The following is a 17,126-nucleotide window of genomic DNA, read 5'->3' as shown; positions in this document are numbered from 1 at the left end:
CATTATGACATCTGCTACCCCCACTGTAAAGATGGGGTTTTCTTGACGCTTACCGAACTTTCGCACAGGGGAATCGTGCATTTACCCTTAATCCATCAAGCCGGGTGGAGACAATTATTTGTAGCGGAGTGAGATACTAAACTATAGGCCGACGTGTTTTAGCGCCTCGGCTGCGTTAGGGTCTTTTAGGGCGAGTTCCCTTAATGCCTTTTCGATTTTCTCTCCCCTCTCTTCAAGTTCCCTGTTTTTTCTAACAACCGGTGCAATCGTGGTACGCCTATCCCATAAGACAAAACCTACTAACGTAAGCATCCCGCCTATCAGTACATACATTAGACCGAATAAGTCGTTCAATCGGTGATTTATAGCGTTAAACCCATCGTTCATTCTAAGATTTAAATCGTCTATGCGCTGGTTGGTGGCCTTTAAACCGTCGTCAAGGCGCTGGTTGGTAGCCTTTAAACCGTCTTCGAGGCGAATTAGTCTTTCTTCAAGACGGGTTAGCCTTTCTCTGTCTTGCTGGGTGAAAGACGAGCCTTGCGCGAATACCCACGAAGGGAATACCGCGGAAAATAGCAATATTAACATCGCCGCATGAACCACTTTATTCATGAATTTCTCTCCTTCGCTTACAGTGATTGTATCATAAAGCAGGTACGTCCGTCAATTGGATTTTGACAACGGTTAGATAATCGGCGGGTAATCTTATGATGTAGGGGTATTCGCTCAAAACATGGTTAGCTTCTTAATTTCTTCATAATCTGCCATCAACTTGTCGTACTCTTCCTTTGAGAGCCTTCGCTTGTCAACCTGCGCCATCTTCTCTAAAAAACGCTTTGCGTCTTTCCCTGTCAAGGTCGGTGTTTCTTTTATCGGTCTGGCCATGTCAGCACCTCTCTCTATGAATTTCTGGTAACGTAGTGTTTATTATAAATATAATGCTGCCCGAAAGTCAAATGCCCTGCCAACCCCACCCTCTGTCATTCCCGCCTCCGAGCGACAATCCAGTCTTTCATTAGCGCCATTCAATAGCGCCATTCAATAAAAAGTCCCTTTCAGGCACCAATAACTTTTCAACCGACAGCCAATAGTTGATATGCGATATTCTCCATATATTATAAGAAGTTAACTAATGCCTCGCAATAATACCGCTTACAGCAAACGTTTACTTTAGGTAACGTTTTTGTTGCATTTTTGTTACATTTATGTAACATCGTAACGTATTATTTTATAAGAATAAACCATTGACATTATATTATTACTTCTGCTTTAATAAAGCACTAATTATTCAATGAGTGCATGGGCACTTCATATTTAGTATTGATAAATAGTGTTGCTTACAAAAAGGCTGTTTCAGCCTATAATACGTATATACGGGGGACATACCATGAAAAGTATCTCTGAGTTTATTAAGTTGTTCGTATCAGGTTCATTTAAACAGCGCTGTAATACTACCACTATAATAATCCTGTATTTCGTTATTTTAACTTCAACAGCATACGCCAACCCGCCATATACGTTCTCATCAGGCCAAACCGCAAAATCAAGCGAAGTTAACGCCAATTTTGCTTATGTAAATTATGGGAATATTGTCCTTAAGGATGGTAATGGGAATGAGGTTGGGTCATTTGTAGGAAGTAGCGACGCGATGGCGATGGTCTTAAATTCCAACGGATATCTATTTGAACTTGTCATGGATCCCCCTGGTAATAGGGGTCAGGTTCGTTCACAATATATATATTTTTCTTCAGACAATTGTACTGGAACGGCCTATATTGATGGGTCTAATTTTAGCGGTACGGTAGTATCGGACGGTTCCGGGCATCTTTATTATGCAGCGAAGAATGTATTACCTGCCACGATAACTTATAGTAGTGATTATTTCAATGGCTGTAGTAATGGTTCTCATACAGTAATAGCCTTACCGGCACTGCCCAACGACACATCCGTAACAGGCATCCCATCACTATCGTTTACACTTCCACTATCAGTTGGGCGGAGATAATTCCATGATGAAAGCACTGCAGCACTATTCACATTCGGAACGAGGGTACAAAAGCAGAGGAACTCAAATGAAAATGTGGATATTCTTGTTTATGTTCACATTTGCGCCCTCTTTTGTCTGGGCAGCAAGCGGTAACTGGGACTCACTCGTGTGGGATTCTGACGTTTGGGACGGCGCTACCAGTTATACTTTAAGCGTCACAAAATCCGGCACAGGCTCAGGCACTGTAACCGCCGATTCGGGGACAATCACATGGAGCGGGAGCACAGGGACGGCGTCATACACATCAGGCACATCGGTAGTGCTTGCGGCAACGGCGGCCTCCGGCTCAACATTTACAAGCTGGTCAGGCTGTGATTCCACAAGCGGCAGCCAATGCACCGTTTCAATGTCATCGGCTAAAAGTGTAACGGCTACATTTACCTTAACTCCATCATATACCCTTACCGTCACGAAATCCGGCACGGGTTCCGGCACTGTAACCGCCGATTCGGGGACAATCACATGGAGCGGGAGCACAGGGACGGCGTCATACACATCAGGCACATCGGTAGTGCTTGCGGCAACGGCGGCCTCCGGCTCAACATTTACAAGCTGGTCAGGCTGTGATTCCACAAGCGGCAGCCAATGCACCGTTTCAATGTCATCGGCTAAAAGTGTAACGGCTACATTTACCTTAACTCCATCATATACCCTTACCGTCACGAAATCCGGCACAGGTTCAGGCACTGTAACCGCCGATTCGGGGACAATCACATGGAGCGGGAGCACAGGGACGGCGTCATACACATCAGGCACATCGGTAGTGCTTGCGGCAACGGCGGCCTCCGGCTCAACATTTACAAGCTGGTCAGGCTGTGATTCCACAAGCGGCAGCCAATGCACCGTTTCAATGTCATCGGCTAAAAGTGTAACGGCTACATTTACCTTAACTCCATCATATACCCTTACCGTCACGAAATCCGGCACGGGTTCCGGCACTGTAACCGCCGATTATGGGACGTTATCATGGAGCGGCACTAGCGGCACGGCGTCGTATGCCACAAACACTGTCGTCAATCTCACGGCAACTCCAGATTCCGGTTCGCAGTTTACGAGTTGGTCGGGTTGTGATTCCACAAGCGGTACAAATAACAATGTATGTACCACCCTTATGTCGACGGCTAAGAGCGTTACGGCTTCGTTTAGTGTTGGGACATATACTTTGTCCGTATCAAAAGTCTCAAGCACAGCAACAGGGACAATAACCAGTAATCCCACGGGAATAAGCTGCGGCTCGACGTGTTCGTATTCGTTTACCTCAGGCACATCGGTAGTGCTTACGGCAACACCAGATTCAGGTTCGTATTTTACCAATGGCTGGTCTGGCTGCGATTCAAGCGGCGGGAATTATTGCACCGTTTCTATGACGGGGACTAAGGCGGTAGCCGCTACATTTACAGGTGTGTGTCCATCAACATACGCGCTGGCGTCTTCAAGCGCGAGTTATACGTATACCGGCGGCAATGGAAGTGTAGGCGTTACGGCTTCGAATATCCTTTGTTCGTGGTCAGCGGTAGCTAACGTAAGCTGGATAACGATAACATCGCCCACATCGTTTACCGGCAACAATACGGTAACTTACTCAGTCTCGGCAAATACCGGCACGACATCCCGCACGGGGACAATGTCTATCGTTGGACAGACATTTACAGTAACCCAGGATGCTCAGGTCATTAACACGCTTACCGTTACGAAGGCAGGCTCTGGTTCTGGAACCGTTACAGCCAACCCGGACAATATAACGTGGAACGGCAATGGCAATACGGGTACCGGGTCATACCTCTCAGCAACGGGAGTATCTCTAACGGCCAAGGCAGCTTCGGGTTCGACATTCGCGGGCTGGACGGGCTGCGATACGACAAGTGGAAACGGATGTTATGTGTTAATGTCATCCTCAAAATTCGTAACCGCCACGTTTAGTTCAGACAACAACACAACCACACATACCCTGACGATAGTAAAATCCGGTACCGGCTCAGGCACAGTTACCGCATCAGCAGGCACCATCACATGGACCGGCAACACCGGCACCTCAAGCTATAGCTCCAGCTCGCAGATAACTCTGACGGCAACGCCAAGCTCAGGCTCGACATTTAACGCATGGTCTGGATGCGATTCGGTCATTAACACTATGTGCGGCCTTTCGATGAGCACCGACAGTACCGTTACCGTCAAGTTCGACGGTGGCAAAAAACTCAGGCAAAGCAAATTCGACTTCGACGGCGACGGCAACACCGACATCCTGTGGAGAAACAAGGTCTATGGGTATGACGCGGTTTGGCTGATGAACGGCACGACCTTGAAAGACACTAAACTACTTGATACCGTCAGCGACCCATCATGGACGATTGCCGGAGCCGGGCACTTCAACCAGGACAACAAAACAGGGATCCTCTGGCAAAATCAAATGACCGGTAACACGGTTACATGGCAGTACAACGGTTCAGTATTAAGCGGCGCCTCTACGCTGGGTAGCGTTGCAGATGTGAACTGGACAATAGTGTCGGCCGGTGATATGGACAGCGACAACAACACGCTCGTCTATTGGAGAAACAACACTGCCGGATATAACGCCAAATGGAAAATAAAGAACTCGACAGTAACCTCGATGGTTTTGCTGCCGGCAATGAGCGACCCTAACTGGACGATAGTCGGCACAGGGGATTTTTACGGCGACGGCAATACCGAAATCCTCTGGCGCCACTCACTCTACGGTTATAACGCCCTGTGGCACATGAGTGGAGAGAGCATGACCAACGCGGAGTACCTTCCGACGCTGGCAGACACCGACTGGGCCATAGTGGGCACGGGAGACTTCAACGGCGACGGTATGACAGACATAATATGGCGGCACAAGACCTCCGGCCAAAACATTATATGGTTGATGAACGGAACCTATGTAATAGATATGGTAACACTTCCCACGCTTTCAGATACGAACTGGGAAATCGTAGCGCCTAAGTAATACCCCACTATGTTTTAGGGGAGGAGTGAAATGCTCCTCCCCTAAAAAAACAAGAGACAATTGATAAGAAATAACTTGATTTGCGTGAGTCTATTATAATATAGTACTGGAAGCATGAGAATGTATAGGTATTTGAATGAGAGAGTCAGGATGGGCATAGAGGAAACCGTTTTATCAAAACGGAATATTACAAACACTACAGGAGGTTTAGACATGAGGGTATTTGCCGTATTGTTTCTGGCCCTATCGCTGGTTGCGTTTGGGTGCACCGCCGAGTTGAAGCAGGAGGATAAGGCGCTCTTGCAGAACTCGTTAAAGGCAGCCGAGGACGCAAAAATGTCGTGTGAGAAGGCCGCGTCAAGCGCACATGACTCAGCTATGAAGGCAGCAGACTCAGCCGCTAAGGCAAGTTCAGCCGCTGACAGGGCAGAAGAAGCCGCTAAAAAAGCGGAAAGAGCAGCAGCAGTATGTTCAAAGTCGTTCGACAAGTCATTAGAAAAGACGAGCGGCCACGAGCGCCATCACCATCACCACAAGCATATGAAGTCCAAGAAGGCCGAGAAGAAAGCCGAGAAGAAGGCCGAGAAAGCTGAGAAGAAGGCCGAAGAGAAGAAGACCGAGTAAAAGGACGTCTCTTATCTGGAGATTTTGGTGGGAAGGCCTGTTGGGTTGTCAATCGCTGACTTAAGCAGTTGTTGGTTGACATACCTGAACAGGTCTTTCCCGCTTAGTTGTTTAAGGGCCTTGGCCGCCAGTTCCTCACCGCTCAATCCATTAGGGTGTATTTCGATATAAACCGCGTCTTCATGTATTGCCGCCTTTATGGGTTCATTTATTATCTTCACGGGGGTCCTGACCCTTGCATACTCAAAGAGTTCCTCAATGTCCTCAGGATAGAGCCTGATGCAGCCCGAGCTTATCCTCCTGCCAACGCTATATGGTTTATTTGTGCCGTGAATCCCGTAACTTGGAATGGAAAGCTGAAGCCAGTAATCTCCAAGCGGATTATCCGGACCGGGCGGAACGAGCGGGTCAAGGTCAGGGGTTTCCTCTCTCATTCGTTTCGTTGGCCGCCATACGGGATCTTCTACCTTGCCTGTTATGCGAAAAACCCCTTCCGGCGTATTAAACCCTTCTCTGCCTATGCCAATGGGGTATGTCTTTAAGAACCTGTGCCCGTCAAACATGAAAAAATAATACAACCTCATCTCGGCAAGGTTTACCAGTATGCCGTCGTCGAGAATCTCGGGGACTATCCACTGCGTTGGAACGGTTATGGTGATTCCCTCTTCAGGTATCCACGGGTCAACCTTAGGGTTAGCCTCGGTTATGGCATTGAATCCTATGCCGAAGAGGCGAGCCGCGTCCAAAAGCGTGTCGTTGTCGGTTATCTTGTAAGTCTGCACCACGCCTATCACAGTCCTTGCCGGGTCGTTTGCGGAATAAGTGCCCGCACCCTCAGCAAATACCCCCGTGCAGATTAATAAAAAGCAGACTAATAATGCTATCCTTATGTTTTTCACAGTTCTCCTTTGATCTTCTCCTGTACTGCCGTCAACAGGCCGTACAACATGTTTAGTTCCCACTGCGTGAGGCCGACACGCCCGACCAGGTGCCTGATGTTTCGCATAATCCCCCCAATGATGTCCTCCGAACCTCTAAACCCGTATCCCAGGAGCGGGAGCAAACGGCCAATTCGCTCATACAGGCGCTCTAACCCGCCACCATTGACCAGTTCGTGCGATGCCCCGCTGCCACCCTTATCATACAGGCGTGCGATTTCGTAGGCCGTCACCAACACCGCCTGTGCGAGATTAAGAGAGGGCTGCGCCTCAGACGCCGGTATGTACAACAACAGGCCGCACGCCTCAATCTCCTCGTTTAACAGGCCGTTGTCCTCACGTCCGAAGACAATGGCAACTTTATTTGACGCCGCCATCTCAAAGGCATACTGAGCGCCTTCGGCCACAGGCAGCCGTATTCCCCTTGTATTGCCAAAACGCCGCGACGTGCCTATCACGATGGATTTATCCCTCAGGGCGTCTCTAAAGTCATCATATACGGCACACCCCTGCAGCACATCCCGCGCCCCGTGTGCAAAGCGATAGCTCTCATCAGTCAGGTAGTCACACGGCCTGACAAGGACGAGATTGCTAAAGCCCATATTCTTTATCGCCCTTGCCGCCGCCCCGATGTTGCCGCCTTCTTTTGGCTCAACCAATATGTAGTAAACATTGCTTTTAGACATACCGTGTCTACACTTCGCATTAATATAACATTAGTGTCCGATTAAAATAAAATGGGTTGGGAGAAAACAAGTTGACAAAAACCAGGTAAAGATATGTTATAGTAGGCGTGTTGAGGTTGCGAGTGTTTGGGTGGCGGGTGATGTGTTGCGGAGGGTGATGTGTTGCTTAAAGACATGACCGTCGAACAATTGGAAGAGCTTATTGATAAAAAGTTCGATGAAAGGCTTGATGATTTTTTATTTGACATTGAGGATTATGCAGTCGCCCTTGAAAGGTCCAGGGCCGGGGGACGGAAAAACTACACGTCGCAGGAAATAAGGGAATTGCTTGGTTTTTAAGGTTTTATGGGACGAGGGAACGGCCGAAGAGCTTGTAGCAATAGGCAGGGTGAATGCGGAAACAGTTATCGCCAAGGTAGAAAGTTATCTCTCTCAAAGCCCTTTAACCCTCGGTAAGCCACTGAGAGGGTCATTTGAGGGTTTATACAGATATCGCATTGGCAAGTGTAGGGTTATATATGAGGTTGATGCCGAAGATAGGATCATTACTGTATTAAGGGTTGGATTCAGAAAGGATATTTATTCAGAATTGAAATAGTAACACGTGTCATTGTACCTGTTTTATTTTTAGATTTTATCTTAGTGTTTATCGGAGTTCCAGATGGAAGAGAGATTACAAAAAATAATTGCGTCTTCGGGGCTTACATCAAGGCGTAAGGCCGAGGAGATGATCCTTGAGGGCCGCGTTACCGTAAACGGCAAGGCCGCCGTTATCGGGATGAAGGCGGATGTCGAAAAAGACCATATAAAAGTTGACGGCAAACTCCTGAATCCAAAAATAGGCCAGAGGCGCGTCTATATCAAATTCAACAAACCAGACGAGGTCGTAACCACGATGACAGACCCCGAAGGCCGGCCAACCGTGGCAGATTATTTTGCGGGCGCAGGGCATCGTGCCTATCCCGTGGGCAGGCTTGACTATCATACTGAGGGGTTGTTGCTCCTGACAAACGATGGTGATTTGGCCTATCACATCCTCCATCCCGCGAAAAAAATACCTAAGACGTATCAGGTCAAGGTCAAAGGCGATATTTCGGATGTTGATCTGGATAAACTGCGACGAGGCGTAAGGCTTGAAGACGGCGTAACCGCACCGGCCGGGATAAAGAGAATGAGAAGTAAGGACACAGTGTCAAACACATGGCTTGAGATGACCATATATGAAGGGAGAAAACGCCAGATACGCCGCATGTTTACTTATGTAAAACACCCCGTAGCAAAGCTGAAGCGGGTTGCAATTAATGGAATAACACTGGGAAACCTCAAACCAGGCCAGTGGGCTTACCTGACGCAGGAAGAGTTATATTCAATATTCAAAGAGGTTGGCGTGAAAAACAGCGGGAGGGAACATGTACCGTAATATAGGCTGCGGTGAGATAGATTTAACATATGTGGGGAAAGAAGTGGTGATGAGTGGGTGGGTGTTTCGCAGCCGTGACCACGGTGGGCTGATATTTTGCGATTTGCGAGACAGAACGGGTGTGGCCCAGCTCGTATTCAGCCCTGATTACGGCGAAGCATCTATCCACAAGACAGCACACCAACTGAGGGCCGAATACGTAATCACCATCAAAGGCGATGTGCGCGAAAGACCCCAAGGCACTGAAAACCCCGACATCCCAACCGGCGGCGTCGAGGTCTATGTAACGGGGCTTGAGATATTAAACAGGTCTGAACCTCTGCCCTTTCAGCTCGACCAGGATGTCGAGATTGCCGAGTCCAATCGCTTAAAATATCGTTATCTTGATCTTCGCAGGCCGGAGATGTTGAAAAATATTGTCATGCGCCATAAGACGTGCAAGGCCGTCAGGGACTATCTTAATGATAAGGGTTTTCTGGAGATAGAAACCCCCGTACTAACGAAGTCAACGCCGGAGGGGGCACGCGATTATCTCGTGCCGGCACGTATGTCGCCGGGGTGTTTTTATGCCCTTCCGCAGTCGCCTCAGCTCTTTAAGCAGCTCCTGATGGTAGCCGGCATGGAGAGGTATTATCAAATAGTAAGGTGTTTTCGCGACGAGGATTTACGGGCGGACAGGCAGCCGGAATTTACACAAATAGACATGGAGATGTCCTTTGTCGCAGTTGACGACGTAATAACCCTGGTCGAGGGCCTTATAAAGAAGGTATTTAATGAGATCAGAGGCGAGGCGCTGTCCACTCCATTTGAGAGGCTTTCGTATAGCAAGGCGATGGAGCGTTTCGGCAACGACAAACCTGATATGAGGTTTCAGCTTGAGCTTAAGGACATGGCCGACCTGGCGTCCCTGAGTTCATTTAAGGTATTTCTTGACGCGCTGTCATCGGGCGGGCGGGTTAAGGGCCTGCTTGGAAAGGGCATGGCGGGCTATTCACGGCGTGAAACTGATCTGCTGACGGCTGAGGCGCAGTCACTTGGGGCGAAGGGTCTCGCATGGATAAAGGTAAAGGAAGGGTTTGAGTCGCCTATATTAAAATTCTTTCCTGAGGATGTGGTGCGGCAAATGGCCGACAGGCTTCAGGCCACCTCCGGCGATATGATGCTATTTGTGGCAGACAAAGAACGAGTAGTTAATGACGTATTAAGCCGAATGCGCCTTGACATTGCAAAAAAACAGAATCTCATTCCCGCAGTGGATAAGTTCGTCTGGATAACAGACTTCCCCCTGTTTGAGTGGAACGAGGAGGACTCCAGATTTCAGGCAATCCACCACCCGTTTACCTCCCCCACTGACGAGGACATAAAGAAAATAATGGACGGCGGCGATATAGATTTGTCGGGACTGAAGTCGAAGGCATACGATATTGTGCTCAATGGCAGCGAGATAGGCGGGGGGAGTATTCGTATTCATCGCCCTGAGCTGCAAAAAGAGATATTTAAGCTGATAGGGATGGCGGAGGCCGAGGCCGAGGAGCGGTTTGGCTTTCTGATTGATGCCCTGAAGTACGGTGCGCCGCCCCACGGGGGGCTTGCGATAGGGCTTGACCGGCTCGTAATGCTCATGACCGGGGCGCAGTCTATACGGGACGTGATTGCCTTTCCTAAGACGCAGAGGGCGGCCTGTCCTCTGAGTGGCGCGCCGTCTCATGTTGACAAAAAGCAGCTCAGGGAGCTATATATCAGCTCGACCGTCCCCGATGAGAAAACGGCGGCAGACTAACAGATGTGGTGTCATCGTTGTGTCCGGGTTTACAAGTGTGTAATGGATTTGTAATGTCATATATGTTATAATCTCAATAAATATAATCCCGTACCCATTGGCTTCCAGTTAAATGGGATGTGTCCATATTTAACTATTTAAAGATGCGGACAGACAATCTTAGCCTTGATGAACTGAAGGAGCTTGGCGCTGGTGTTGAGGCACCGGAGGGGGTTGTATTGCTTTATCGTCAGGCGTTCAAAGATTTTGGCGCCCGTTCGCTATGGAACCGCAAGCCCTGCGAACATCCGACAATTGCACAGGCTCTTGTTATCGCTGATAACCTACGGCGTGAAGGTAGTATGAAAACGCTGCCACTGGCTGTTCAGATTGAAGAGGCGTGTCGTGCCGCTATCTAAATTGCAAACTGAAATCCTGCGTCTTCTGGCAGCACACCGGAATCCAGAAAGCTATGTCGCGGGCAGCAGCGCACTTAATCAGGACAGCCCACGTTTTTCTGGTGACATTGATATTTTCCATGACCGTGAGGAAGGAGTTGCACAGGCGTCAAATGCGGATACGGCATTACTGGCCGAACATGGATTTACGTTTGATTGGCTTAGGCGCGAACCGGGTATTCATGCCGCAGTTGTGCATCATGGAGACGAAAGTACAAAGCTTGAATGGGTGCGCGATAGCGATTTTCGGTTTTTTCCTACAGTCAAGGACGAATTATTCGGGTATCGTCTGCATATTGCCGACCTTGCCACCAACAAGGCGTTAGCGGCGGCAGGACGGCGGCAACCGCGCGATGTTCTCGACCTTCTTTATATCCATGAGCGACATATACCGCTGGGTGCTGTGATATGGGCGGCGGTTGCCAAAGACCCGGGCTATTGTCCGGACAGCCTGATTACGGAAATTCGCCGCAATGCCCGCTATCGGCAAGATGATTATGCTGACCTGGACTTGCTGCAACCCGTTGATGCCGCCGCCGTTTCGCAAAACTTACGAAAAGCTCTTGAAGAGGCGGAAGAGTTTATTCGCGCGATGCCAAGTGGTAAAGAGGGCTTGTTTTTCCTTAAAGACAATGCACCAGTGCAACCGCAACCCGATAATCTTACAGGTTATGTGGAACACGAAGGGTGGCGGCGAGGCTACTGGCCGTCATCATCCGAGATTGGTAGCGCGATGTTGTACAGCAATGCAAAAAAACCAAAGCCATAAGCCGCGTAAAACCAGACAGAAGAGTTCTTTGTGTATAGTCTGCCATGCATCTACTGTCAATAATCGGGAAGTGTCCCTGTTAAACCAAAAAACAGCTCAGGGAGCTGTATATCAGCTCGACCATCCCCGATGAGAAAACGGCGGCAGAGTGACGGACATAGTGTCATCGTTGTGTCTGATTTTGGCCTTACCCACCTTTAGGAAATATGTGGACTTATGGGCGGTCATAGGGGGAAAATCAGACAAGAGGGTTTATTCTGTCTAATTTTACAGAGACAGAGTTTTTACAAGTATGCTCTGATTAATATATGCCAGATGTTATATAGTGTTATTTATAAGCTGGGTGTAAAGGGTTTCTAATTGTGTCACCACAGTCTCTGGGAGGAATTTTTTGCTGACTCTGAATCCTTTTTCCTGTTTCTCTTTCGATTTCCCTTTTACACAAGTGATCGCTTCCATGAGTCCTATCGATAAGTTGACGGGATCGTTTGGATTAACAACAATAGAGTTTTCTGAATTTAAGTATTCACCTGAACCGCCTGAACATGTTGCGATAACAAGCTTCTTTAGATGCATCGCTTCTATTATGGCAAGACCAAAAGGCTCCATCAAAGAAGGTAGTACTAAAGCAACCGACTCTTCTAATTTCCTTAAATAATCCGCCGGTGGTAACAACCCCAAATTCTCTATATTGTTAAATGGCGGGATATAACCCTCCAAATTCGGTCCAGCCAGATAAAGTCTGAACTTGACCCCTTTCGTGTTCAGAATCTCCACTGCTTTTATAAGGTCGTTAAATCCCTTATGTTGCTGATATCCTCCCGGATACATAAAAAGGGGAACCTTATTTTCTTTTTCTTCTCTTTCTTTTCCTAATATCTCTTTTCCTAATTTGATGACTTCATAGGAAAGAGGATTATCTATAGCCTTAAAAATCTTTGTAGTTCCAGTCTTACACACAATAGAATCTTTTACTGAATTACTTACCGCCAGGAATAAATCACAAGTTCGTGGCATAGGAACTGTCGAAAAATACCTATGATAATGGCAAACTATCTTGGGATTATACGGCAATTTACCGACAATGGCGTCAGCAAGGTTATGTCTGTTGTGGAAGTGTAAAATTTCAGGTCTTTCTGCTTTTATGATACCTATGAGATGACTGAACGTAAACGCTTTCAGGTTCAATATTTTATTAAGAATACGGTTTTTTATCAAATCTTCTTTGAAATTATAGAAAGTAACTCCGTTATTTGCTGTCGTCCCATCTTTGATACCCGCGCTTGCCACGAGAGGTAAGAATTTTTTCAAATTATAACAAATAGTTACAATGTCGAGATCAACACTTCCCCTGATTATGCTGTTCACATCACCCCAAAACTGAATGTGCATGACCTTTTCCATATTCTCGGTATTAGACACAATAACACATCAAAAGGTTTAGTTAAAATGAAATGTCAGTAAAATAAAGGTATGCACAAATATAGGCGCATTACTCATATCAAGTCGCAGTCAAATTAGATTTGCCATTCCTGCGGAAGCAGGAATCAAGTCCTCATATGCCGAAATGCGGTCAAAGAAGTAACAGGAGCATCCTTCGACAGGCTCAGGATGATTCAATTGTTCAACTACTATAATCTGATGTTCAACTACCATAATCTAAGCATCCTGAGCTTGTCGAAGGATTTCCGATTTATGGACATTCCTATATCGGAGCTTGGGAGAATGCTACTACAGGAGAATGCTACCCTATTGAAATAAACTAAATAATTATGTTAAAACAAATTATGCACCGTAAGAAGCCGATATTAAGATTTGTCGTTTTAGCCCTGTATATTACAGCGGTCATTTTAGTAGGATTCCATTCCCACGACGACATCGGCTCCCATGATGACTGTCCTCTTTGTGTTGCCGCAAGTACGAGCGGCCTGGCCGATGTCAATAACAACGCCATACCCACATTCGCCAATGATATAGTCCTACGTTTAAGCTTCGATAAAGTACACTACGTTTTGCCTTGCTCAACAGATCCATTTTCGGGCAGGGCACCCCCTTCAACCTACCCTCTTTAGAAATTTAGTTAATGGTAATGTTCCATACGTCCGAAGTCGGCTTAATGTCGGCATGGCGTGCGTGTGGACATAATGTTAACCCTTACTCGTATTAAAGAGGTCAGTTAAATGGCAACATTTAGAATATTCATAATACTATCAGTATTGTTTCTGATCGTATCTCAATCCTATGGCGCAGACCTGGAGCAACGTTTGAAGGCGCTGGAAGAGGTTTCAAAGCAGCAACAAAAGGTGATAGAAGACCAGCAACGGTTGATAGAAGGGCTCAAAAACGACCTGAACAAGTTGCAGGCAAGTGAACCCGAAAAATCAGCAGCGCCACAGGCGGCAGCACCGGCAAGTGTGGAGCCGCCGCTGGAACAATCAAAGCCCCCGGCGATAAGCGGAATCTTTGGTGCCTCTTCCTTGCTTAATCCAAACTTGTCCGTAGTTCTGAACACGTATGGATATTGGTCGAACCTTTCGAACTCCGAACTTGGCGGCAGAGGCATCCCGGGATACTACAACAATTCAAATCTTACGCAGTCAATGGCAAGTACCAGGGGATTTAACCTTGACTCGGCTGAGATTTATATTTTTGCTCCGGTTGATCCTTATTTTAACCTCTATTCTACAATTCCGGTAACGGAAAACGGTATTTCCATCGAAGAGGCGTATTTTACAACCACGTCGTTACCTGAAGGATTGCAGATTAAAGGCGGCAAGTTCAGAAGCGGCTTCGGCAGGCTTAACCCTCAACACAGCCACGTATGGGATTTTGCCGATTCCCCTCTTGTTTACAAGGCCTTTATCGGGAACGAGGGAATAGACGAAAAAGGTGTACAGGTTACATATCTGCCTGCAATTTCATTTCCCCTTACCCTCGGAGTAGAGGCCCTTCAGGGCGAAAACGAGATACTCTTAGGCAAAGACGCCCAATCCGGCCCTCACGCCCTGACGCTCTTTGCGAAGGCCTCGGTTGACGTGGACGATTTTTCCACTATACTGTTTGGCCCATCTGTGATTACGGGCAAAACTCTCACCGATTCCATTGCCAATAACACGTCCTTCAAAGGAAACTCTACGCTTTACGACTTCGAGTTTACGTATAAGTGGAAACCTTCGAAATATGAGGGACTCACGTTACAAAGCGAATACCTTTTAAGAGACCAAAGAGGTAGCCTGACTGAGACGGATGACTCATCGGTAACGACTGTGTCCGCCCTGAAAAGACGACAGGACGGGTTTTACGTACAAGGCGCATATCAGTTTGGCAGGTGGGTGTATGCGCTCAGATACGACAAACTCGGCATCTTTGCCAACGACTATAAGCAGGACGGCATTTCTCAATCCTTTGGCCAAAACCCGTGGAGATTATCAACCGCTCTTTATGTTGACGCGACGGAGTTCTCCAGACTTCGTCTCCAATATAACTACGACCATTCGGGCATTGACCCAAGGACGAACCACGAGATACTTTTACAGGTTATACTGGGAATTGGCGCACACGGGGCACACACATTTTAAGGAGGTCAGCAATGAAAGGACAAATGAAGACTATGATACTGTGCGCGGTGTTTCTCGCCGTATTTTCGGGCAGCGCCTACGCGAAGTTAAACATCGTGGCAACCCTTCCATGGATTGGAAGCATAACAAGGCAAATCGCCGGGAATAACGCCGACATAACCACACTGGCAAAACCAAATCAGGACCCCCACTATCTTGCGGCAAAACCAAGCATGATACTCGCGGCAAGAAAGGCAGATTTGATAATATACAACGGCCTTGATCTGGAAATCGGCTACCTGCCCGTCATATTGGAGTCGTCAAGAAATCCAAAGCTCCAAACAGGCAAGCCGGGCAACCTCGACTGCTCAGGGTTTGTTTTGCCAATAGGAAAGGTTGACTCACCTGACAGAAGCATGGGCGATGTTCACCCGCTCGGTAATCCACACTATCACTACTCGCCCAAAAACATTATCAAAGTGGCAGGCGGGATAACCGAAAGACTATCGCAAATTGACCCTGCCAACGAGACTACCTACAGGGCTAACCTTGAGTCTTTCAAAAAGAAATTTAACGAAAAGATGAAGGAATGGACCAGCGGACAGTTACAGAATAAGAAGTTTATCTTCTATCACGCGTTGTACGACTACATTTGTGCCGACTTCAACTGCACAATAGCGGGATACGTAGAGGATAAACCCGGCATTCCACCCTCTTCAAAGGGAATCGAACGCTTAATCGAGGCTATGAAGAGGGAAAAACCAGATAAAATTGTCAGCTCGGCTATCTATCCTCAGAAGGAAGTCCCGTTTATCGCAGACAAAACAGGTGTGGCATGGGTTAACATTCCTTCCGACATAGAAGATGGACAGGACTGGTTTTCATTTATGGACAAAGTCATATCGTTGATAAAATAAGGAGATAACAATGGAAATTCTGTCTCTTCTGGTGTACCCCTTTATTGCCTGTGTGCTGTTAATAGGAATTCATGCCTATTTTGGGGTACACGTACTGGAAAGGGGCATTATTTTTGTTGATCTCTCAATGGCGCAATTCATAGCGCTTGGCATAGCTGTTTCGTTTCTCATGGGGGGGCATGATGCCCCGCACTCCCATGATTTCTACGCAGTCGTATTTGCGTTCATTGGGGCGTTGATTCTTTCCATCTCAAAGAGGATCTCCCGCCATGTCAACATAGAGGCATTTATAGGGGTAATGTACGTATTTTCCCTTGCTGCAAGCCTAATGATACTCGACAGGACGCCGCACGGCCTTGAAGAGTTTGAGGCCATTCTCAATGGAAACATCCTGTGGGTAACGAAAGGGGAACTCGTTAAAACGGCTGTTCTTTATGGGGTAATCGGGCTGTTTCACTTTATCTTCAGGAAGAGGTTCTTTGCGCTTTCCTACGAAGGGAAAGGAGGGGTTTTGTGGGAATTTCTCTTCTTTCTTAGTTTTGCCCTTGTCCTGACCAGTTCTGTCAGTATGGCTGGAGTTTTACAAGTTTTTTCGTTTCTGGTAATACCTGCCCTGATAGGGAAACTGTTTACGAAAAATCCCACTAAAATATTGATAGGTGGATGGGCAATTGGCGTTTGCGTAAGTATTTTGTGCATAGCCGCTTCGTATCATTTCGACATCCCTACCGCCCCCCTGATAGTGGCTTCTCTGGGCGTCATGTTCTTCACGATTCTTGGATTTAAAATACTACGAGACACTTATAAACGGAGCGGCATTAATGCAGATGACAACTAATACCAAGTTGCGTTCATAAAAGTAACTATATTTTTTCAAGTCTGTCATTCCAGCCTACGAGCTGGAATCCAGTCCTTACACCGTTTTCTTAACGACTGGATTCCTGCTTTACCGTGAAAATCCTATGGAGCTAGGGCACACACCTCCC

The 17,126-nt window shown here is 47.3% G+C and carries 18 protein-coding genes; 12 read left to right on the top strand and 6 right to left on the bottom strand.

What is annotated here, in order from left to right; all coding sequences use genetic code 11:
* Positions 1-141 precede the first annotated feature (141 nt).
* Both AB7D94_RS11745 and AB7D94_RS11740 read right to left on the bottom strand, forming a co-directional pair.
* Entirely contained in the window at positions 142-612 is a 471-nt protein-coding gene (locus AB7D94_RS11745; protein ID WP_420266073.1) for a hypothetical protein, read from the bottom strand.
* A 114-nt stretch (positions 613-726) separates the two neighbouring features.
* The gene (locus tag AB7D94_RS11740) at positions 727-885 is read right to left on the bottom strand and encodes a hypothetical protein (RefSeq protein WP_420266072.1); all 159 of its coding nucleotides are present in this window, start codon (positions 883-885) and stop codon (positions 727-729) included.
* 502 nt (positions 886-1,387) lie between these two features.
* Here AB7D94_RS11740 and AB7D94_RS11735 point away from each other — a divergent pair.
* The 3 genes from AB7D94_RS11735 to AB7D94_RS11725 all read left to right on the top strand — a co-directional run bounded on the left by AB7D94_RS11735 (position 1,388) and on the right by AB7D94_RS11725 (position 5,636).
* Positions 1,388-2,005 carry a hypothetical protein gene (locus tag AB7D94_RS11735; RefSeq protein WP_420266071.1) on the top strand — a complete coding sequence of 206 codons (618 nt, stop codon included), beginning with the start codon at positions 1,388-1,390 and terminating at the stop codon, positions 2,003-2,005.
* Between the two features lie 67 nt (positions 2,006-2,072).
* Positions 2,073-5,012 (top strand): InlB B-repeat-containing protein, encoded by a 2,940-nt coding sequence (locus AB7D94_RS11730; RefSeq protein WP_420266070.1) that lies wholly within the window; start codon positions 2,073-2,075, stop codon positions 5,010-5,012.
* Positions 5,013-5,225: 213 nt separating this feature from the next.
* Positions 5,226-5,636 (top strand): hypothetical protein, encoded by a 411-nt coding sequence (locus tag AB7D94_RS11725; RefSeq protein WP_420266069.1) that lies wholly within the window; start codon positions 5,226-5,228, stop codon positions 5,634-5,636.
* An 11-nt stretch (positions 5,637-5,647) separates the two neighbouring features.
* Here the strand turns inward: AB7D94_RS11725 and AB7D94_RS11720 are convergent, their stop codons facing one another.
* Positions 5,648-6,535, bottom strand: coding sequence for a L,D-transpeptidase family protein (locus AB7D94_RS11720; RefSeq protein WP_420266068.1), 888 nt, complete (start codon positions 6,533-6,535; stop codon positions 5,648-5,650).
* Entirely contained in the window at positions 6,532-7,260 is a 729-nt protein-coding gene (locus AB7D94_RS11715; RefSeq protein WP_420266067.1) for an RNA methyltransferase, read from the bottom strand. Before AB7D94_RS11715 ends, AB7D94_RS11720 begins: the two co-directional genes overlap by 4 nt.
* A 159-nt stretch (positions 7,261-7,419) precedes the next feature.
* Here AB7D94_RS11715 and AB7D94_RS11710 point away from each other — a divergent pair, with 159 nt between their 5' ends.
* From AB7D94_RS11710 to AB7D94_RS11685, 6 genes are all read left to right on the top strand, one after another.
* Positions 7,420-7,599, top strand: a complete 180-nt coding sequence (locus tag AB7D94_RS11710; RefSeq protein ID WP_420266066.1) for a hypothetical protein — start codon at positions 7,420-7,422, stop codon at positions 7,597-7,599.
* The gene (locus tag AB7D94_RS11705; protein WP_420266065.1) at positions 7,589-7,858 is read left to right on the top strand and encodes a type II toxin-antitoxin system RelE family toxin; all 270 of its coding nucleotides are present in this window, start codon (positions 7,589-7,591) and stop codon (positions 7,856-7,858) included. Before AB7D94_RS11710 ends, AB7D94_RS11705 begins: the two co-directional genes overlap by 11 nt.
* A gap of 63 nt (positions 7,859-7,921) precedes the next feature.
* Positions 7,922-8,680, top strand: coding sequence for a pseudouridine synthase (locus AB7D94_RS11700; RefSeq protein WP_420266064.1), 759 nt, complete (start codon positions 7,922-7,924; stop codon positions 8,678-8,680).
* Entirely contained in the window at positions 8,670-10,460 is a 1,791-nt protein-coding gene (aspS, locus tag AB7D94_RS11695) for an aspartate--tRNA ligase (protein WP_420266063.1), read from the top strand. The genes AB7D94_RS11700 and aspS overlap by 11 nt, the downstream gene beginning before the upstream one ends.
* Positions 10,461-10,579: 119 nt before the next feature.
* On the top strand, positions 10,580-10,858 hold the full coding sequence (locus tag AB7D94_RS11690) for a hypothetical protein (protein ID WP_420266062.1): 279 nt from the start codon (positions 10,580-10,582) through the stop codon (positions 10,856-10,858).
* Complete coding sequence (locus AB7D94_RS11685; RefSeq protein WP_420266061.1) at positions 10,845-11,666, top strand: hypothetical protein; 822 nt, start codon at positions 10,845-10,847, stop codon at positions 11,664-11,666. Before AB7D94_RS11690 ends, AB7D94_RS11685 begins: the two co-directional genes overlap by 14 nt.
* A gap of 318 nt (positions 11,667-11,984) precedes the next feature.
* Here AB7D94_RS11685 and AB7D94_RS11680 read toward each other — a convergent pair whose 3' ends face one another.
* Entirely contained in the window at positions 11,985-13,088 is a 1,104-nt protein-coding gene (locus AB7D94_RS11680) for a glycosyltransferase family 4 protein (protein WP_420266060.1), read from the bottom strand.
* Positions 13,089-13,178: 90 nt separating this feature from the next.
* Positions 13,179-13,322: a hypothetical protein gene (locus AB7D94_RS11675; protein ID WP_420266059.1), complete on the bottom strand. Its 144-nt coding sequence runs from the start codon at positions 13,320-13,322 to the stop codon at positions 13,179-13,181.
* Positions 13,323-13,846: 524 nt separating this feature from the next.
* On the opposite strand from AB7D94_RS11675, the gene AB7D94_RS11670 reads away from it, so the two are divergent.
* Genes AB7D94_RS11670 through AB7D94_RS11660 form a run of 3 tightly spaced genes read left to right on the top strand, consistent with a single transcriptional unit; the run spans position 13,847 to position 16,978 of the window.
* The gene (locus tag AB7D94_RS11670) at positions 13,847-15,244 is read left to right on the top strand and encodes a hypothetical protein (protein WP_420266058.1); all 1,398 of its coding nucleotides are present in this window, start codon (positions 13,847-13,849) and stop codon (positions 15,242-15,244) included.
* A gap of 11 nt (positions 15,245-15,255) precedes the next feature.
* Positions 15,256-16,140 (top strand): metal ABC transporter substrate-binding protein, encoded by an 885-nt coding sequence (locus tag AB7D94_RS11665; RefSeq protein WP_420266057.1) that lies wholly within the window; start codon positions 15,256-15,258, stop codon positions 16,138-16,140.
* Between the two features lie 10 nt (positions 16,141-16,150).
* Positions 16,151-16,978, top strand: coding sequence for a metal ABC transporter permease (locus AB7D94_RS11660; RefSeq protein WP_420266056.1), 828 nt, complete (start codon positions 16,151-16,153; stop codon positions 16,976-16,978).
* The last annotated feature ends 148 nt before the right edge of the window (positions 16,979-17,126 follow it).

Source organism: Candidatus Magnetominusculus dajiuhuensis (genome assembly GCF_046044395.1).
Lineage (GTDB): Bacteria > Nitrospirota > Thermodesulfovibrionia > Thermodesulfovibrionales > Magnetobacteriaceae > Magnetominusculus > Magnetominusculus dajiuhuensis.
Note: the sequence above shows the minus strand (reverse complement) of the source record. Positions and strands in the feature narration are given on the sequence as shown.

Excerpts from the sequence above, each read along its gene's own strand:
- AB7D94_RS11745 (WP_420266073.1), bottom strand. The coding sequence starts at position 612 with ATGAATAAAGTGGTTCATGCGGCGATGTTAATATTGCTATTTTCCGCG.
- AB7D94_RS11740 (WP_420266072.1), bottom strand. The coding sequence starts at position 885 with ATGGCCAGACCGATAAAAGAAACACCGACCTTGACAGGGAAAGACGCA.
- AB7D94_RS11735 (WP_420266071.1), top strand. The coding sequence starts at position 1,388 with ATGAAAAGTATCTCTGAGTTTATTAAGTTGTTCGTATCAGGTTCATTT.
- AB7D94_RS11730 (WP_420266070.1), top strand. The coding sequence starts at position 2,073 with ATGAAAATGTGGATATTCTTGTTTATGTTCACATTTGCGCCCTCTTTT.
- AB7D94_RS11725 (WP_420266069.1), top strand. The coding sequence starts at position 5,226 with ATGAGGGTATTTGCCGTATTGTTTCTGGCCCTATCGCTGGTTGCGTTT.
- AB7D94_RS11715 (WP_420266067.1), bottom strand. The coding sequence starts at position 7,260 with ATGTCTAAAAGCAATGTTTACTACATATTGGTTGAGCCAAAAGAAGGC.
- AB7D94_RS11700 (WP_420266064.1), top strand. The coding sequence starts at position 7,922 with ATGGAAGAGAGATTACAAAAAATAATTGCGTCTTCGGGGCTTACATCA.
- aspS (WP_420266063.1), top strand. The coding sequence starts at position 8,670 with ATGTACCGTAATATAGGCTGCGGTGAGATAGATTTAACATATGTGGGG.
- AB7D94_RS11675 (WP_420266059.1), bottom strand. The coding sequence starts at position 13,322 with ATGGTAGTTGAACATCAGATTATAGTAGTTGAACAATTGAATCATCCT.
- AB7D94_RS11670 (WP_420266058.1), top strand. The coding sequence starts at position 13,847 with ATGGCAACATTTAGAATATTCATAATACTATCAGTATTGTTTCTGATC.
- AB7D94_RS11665 (WP_420266057.1), top strand. The coding sequence starts at position 15,256 with ATGAAAGGACAAATGAAGACTATGATACTGTGCGCGGTGTTTCTCGCC.
- AB7D94_RS11660 (WP_420266056.1), top strand. The coding sequence starts at position 16,151 with ATGGAAATTCTGTCTCTTCTGGTGTACCCCTTTATTGCCTGTGTGCTG.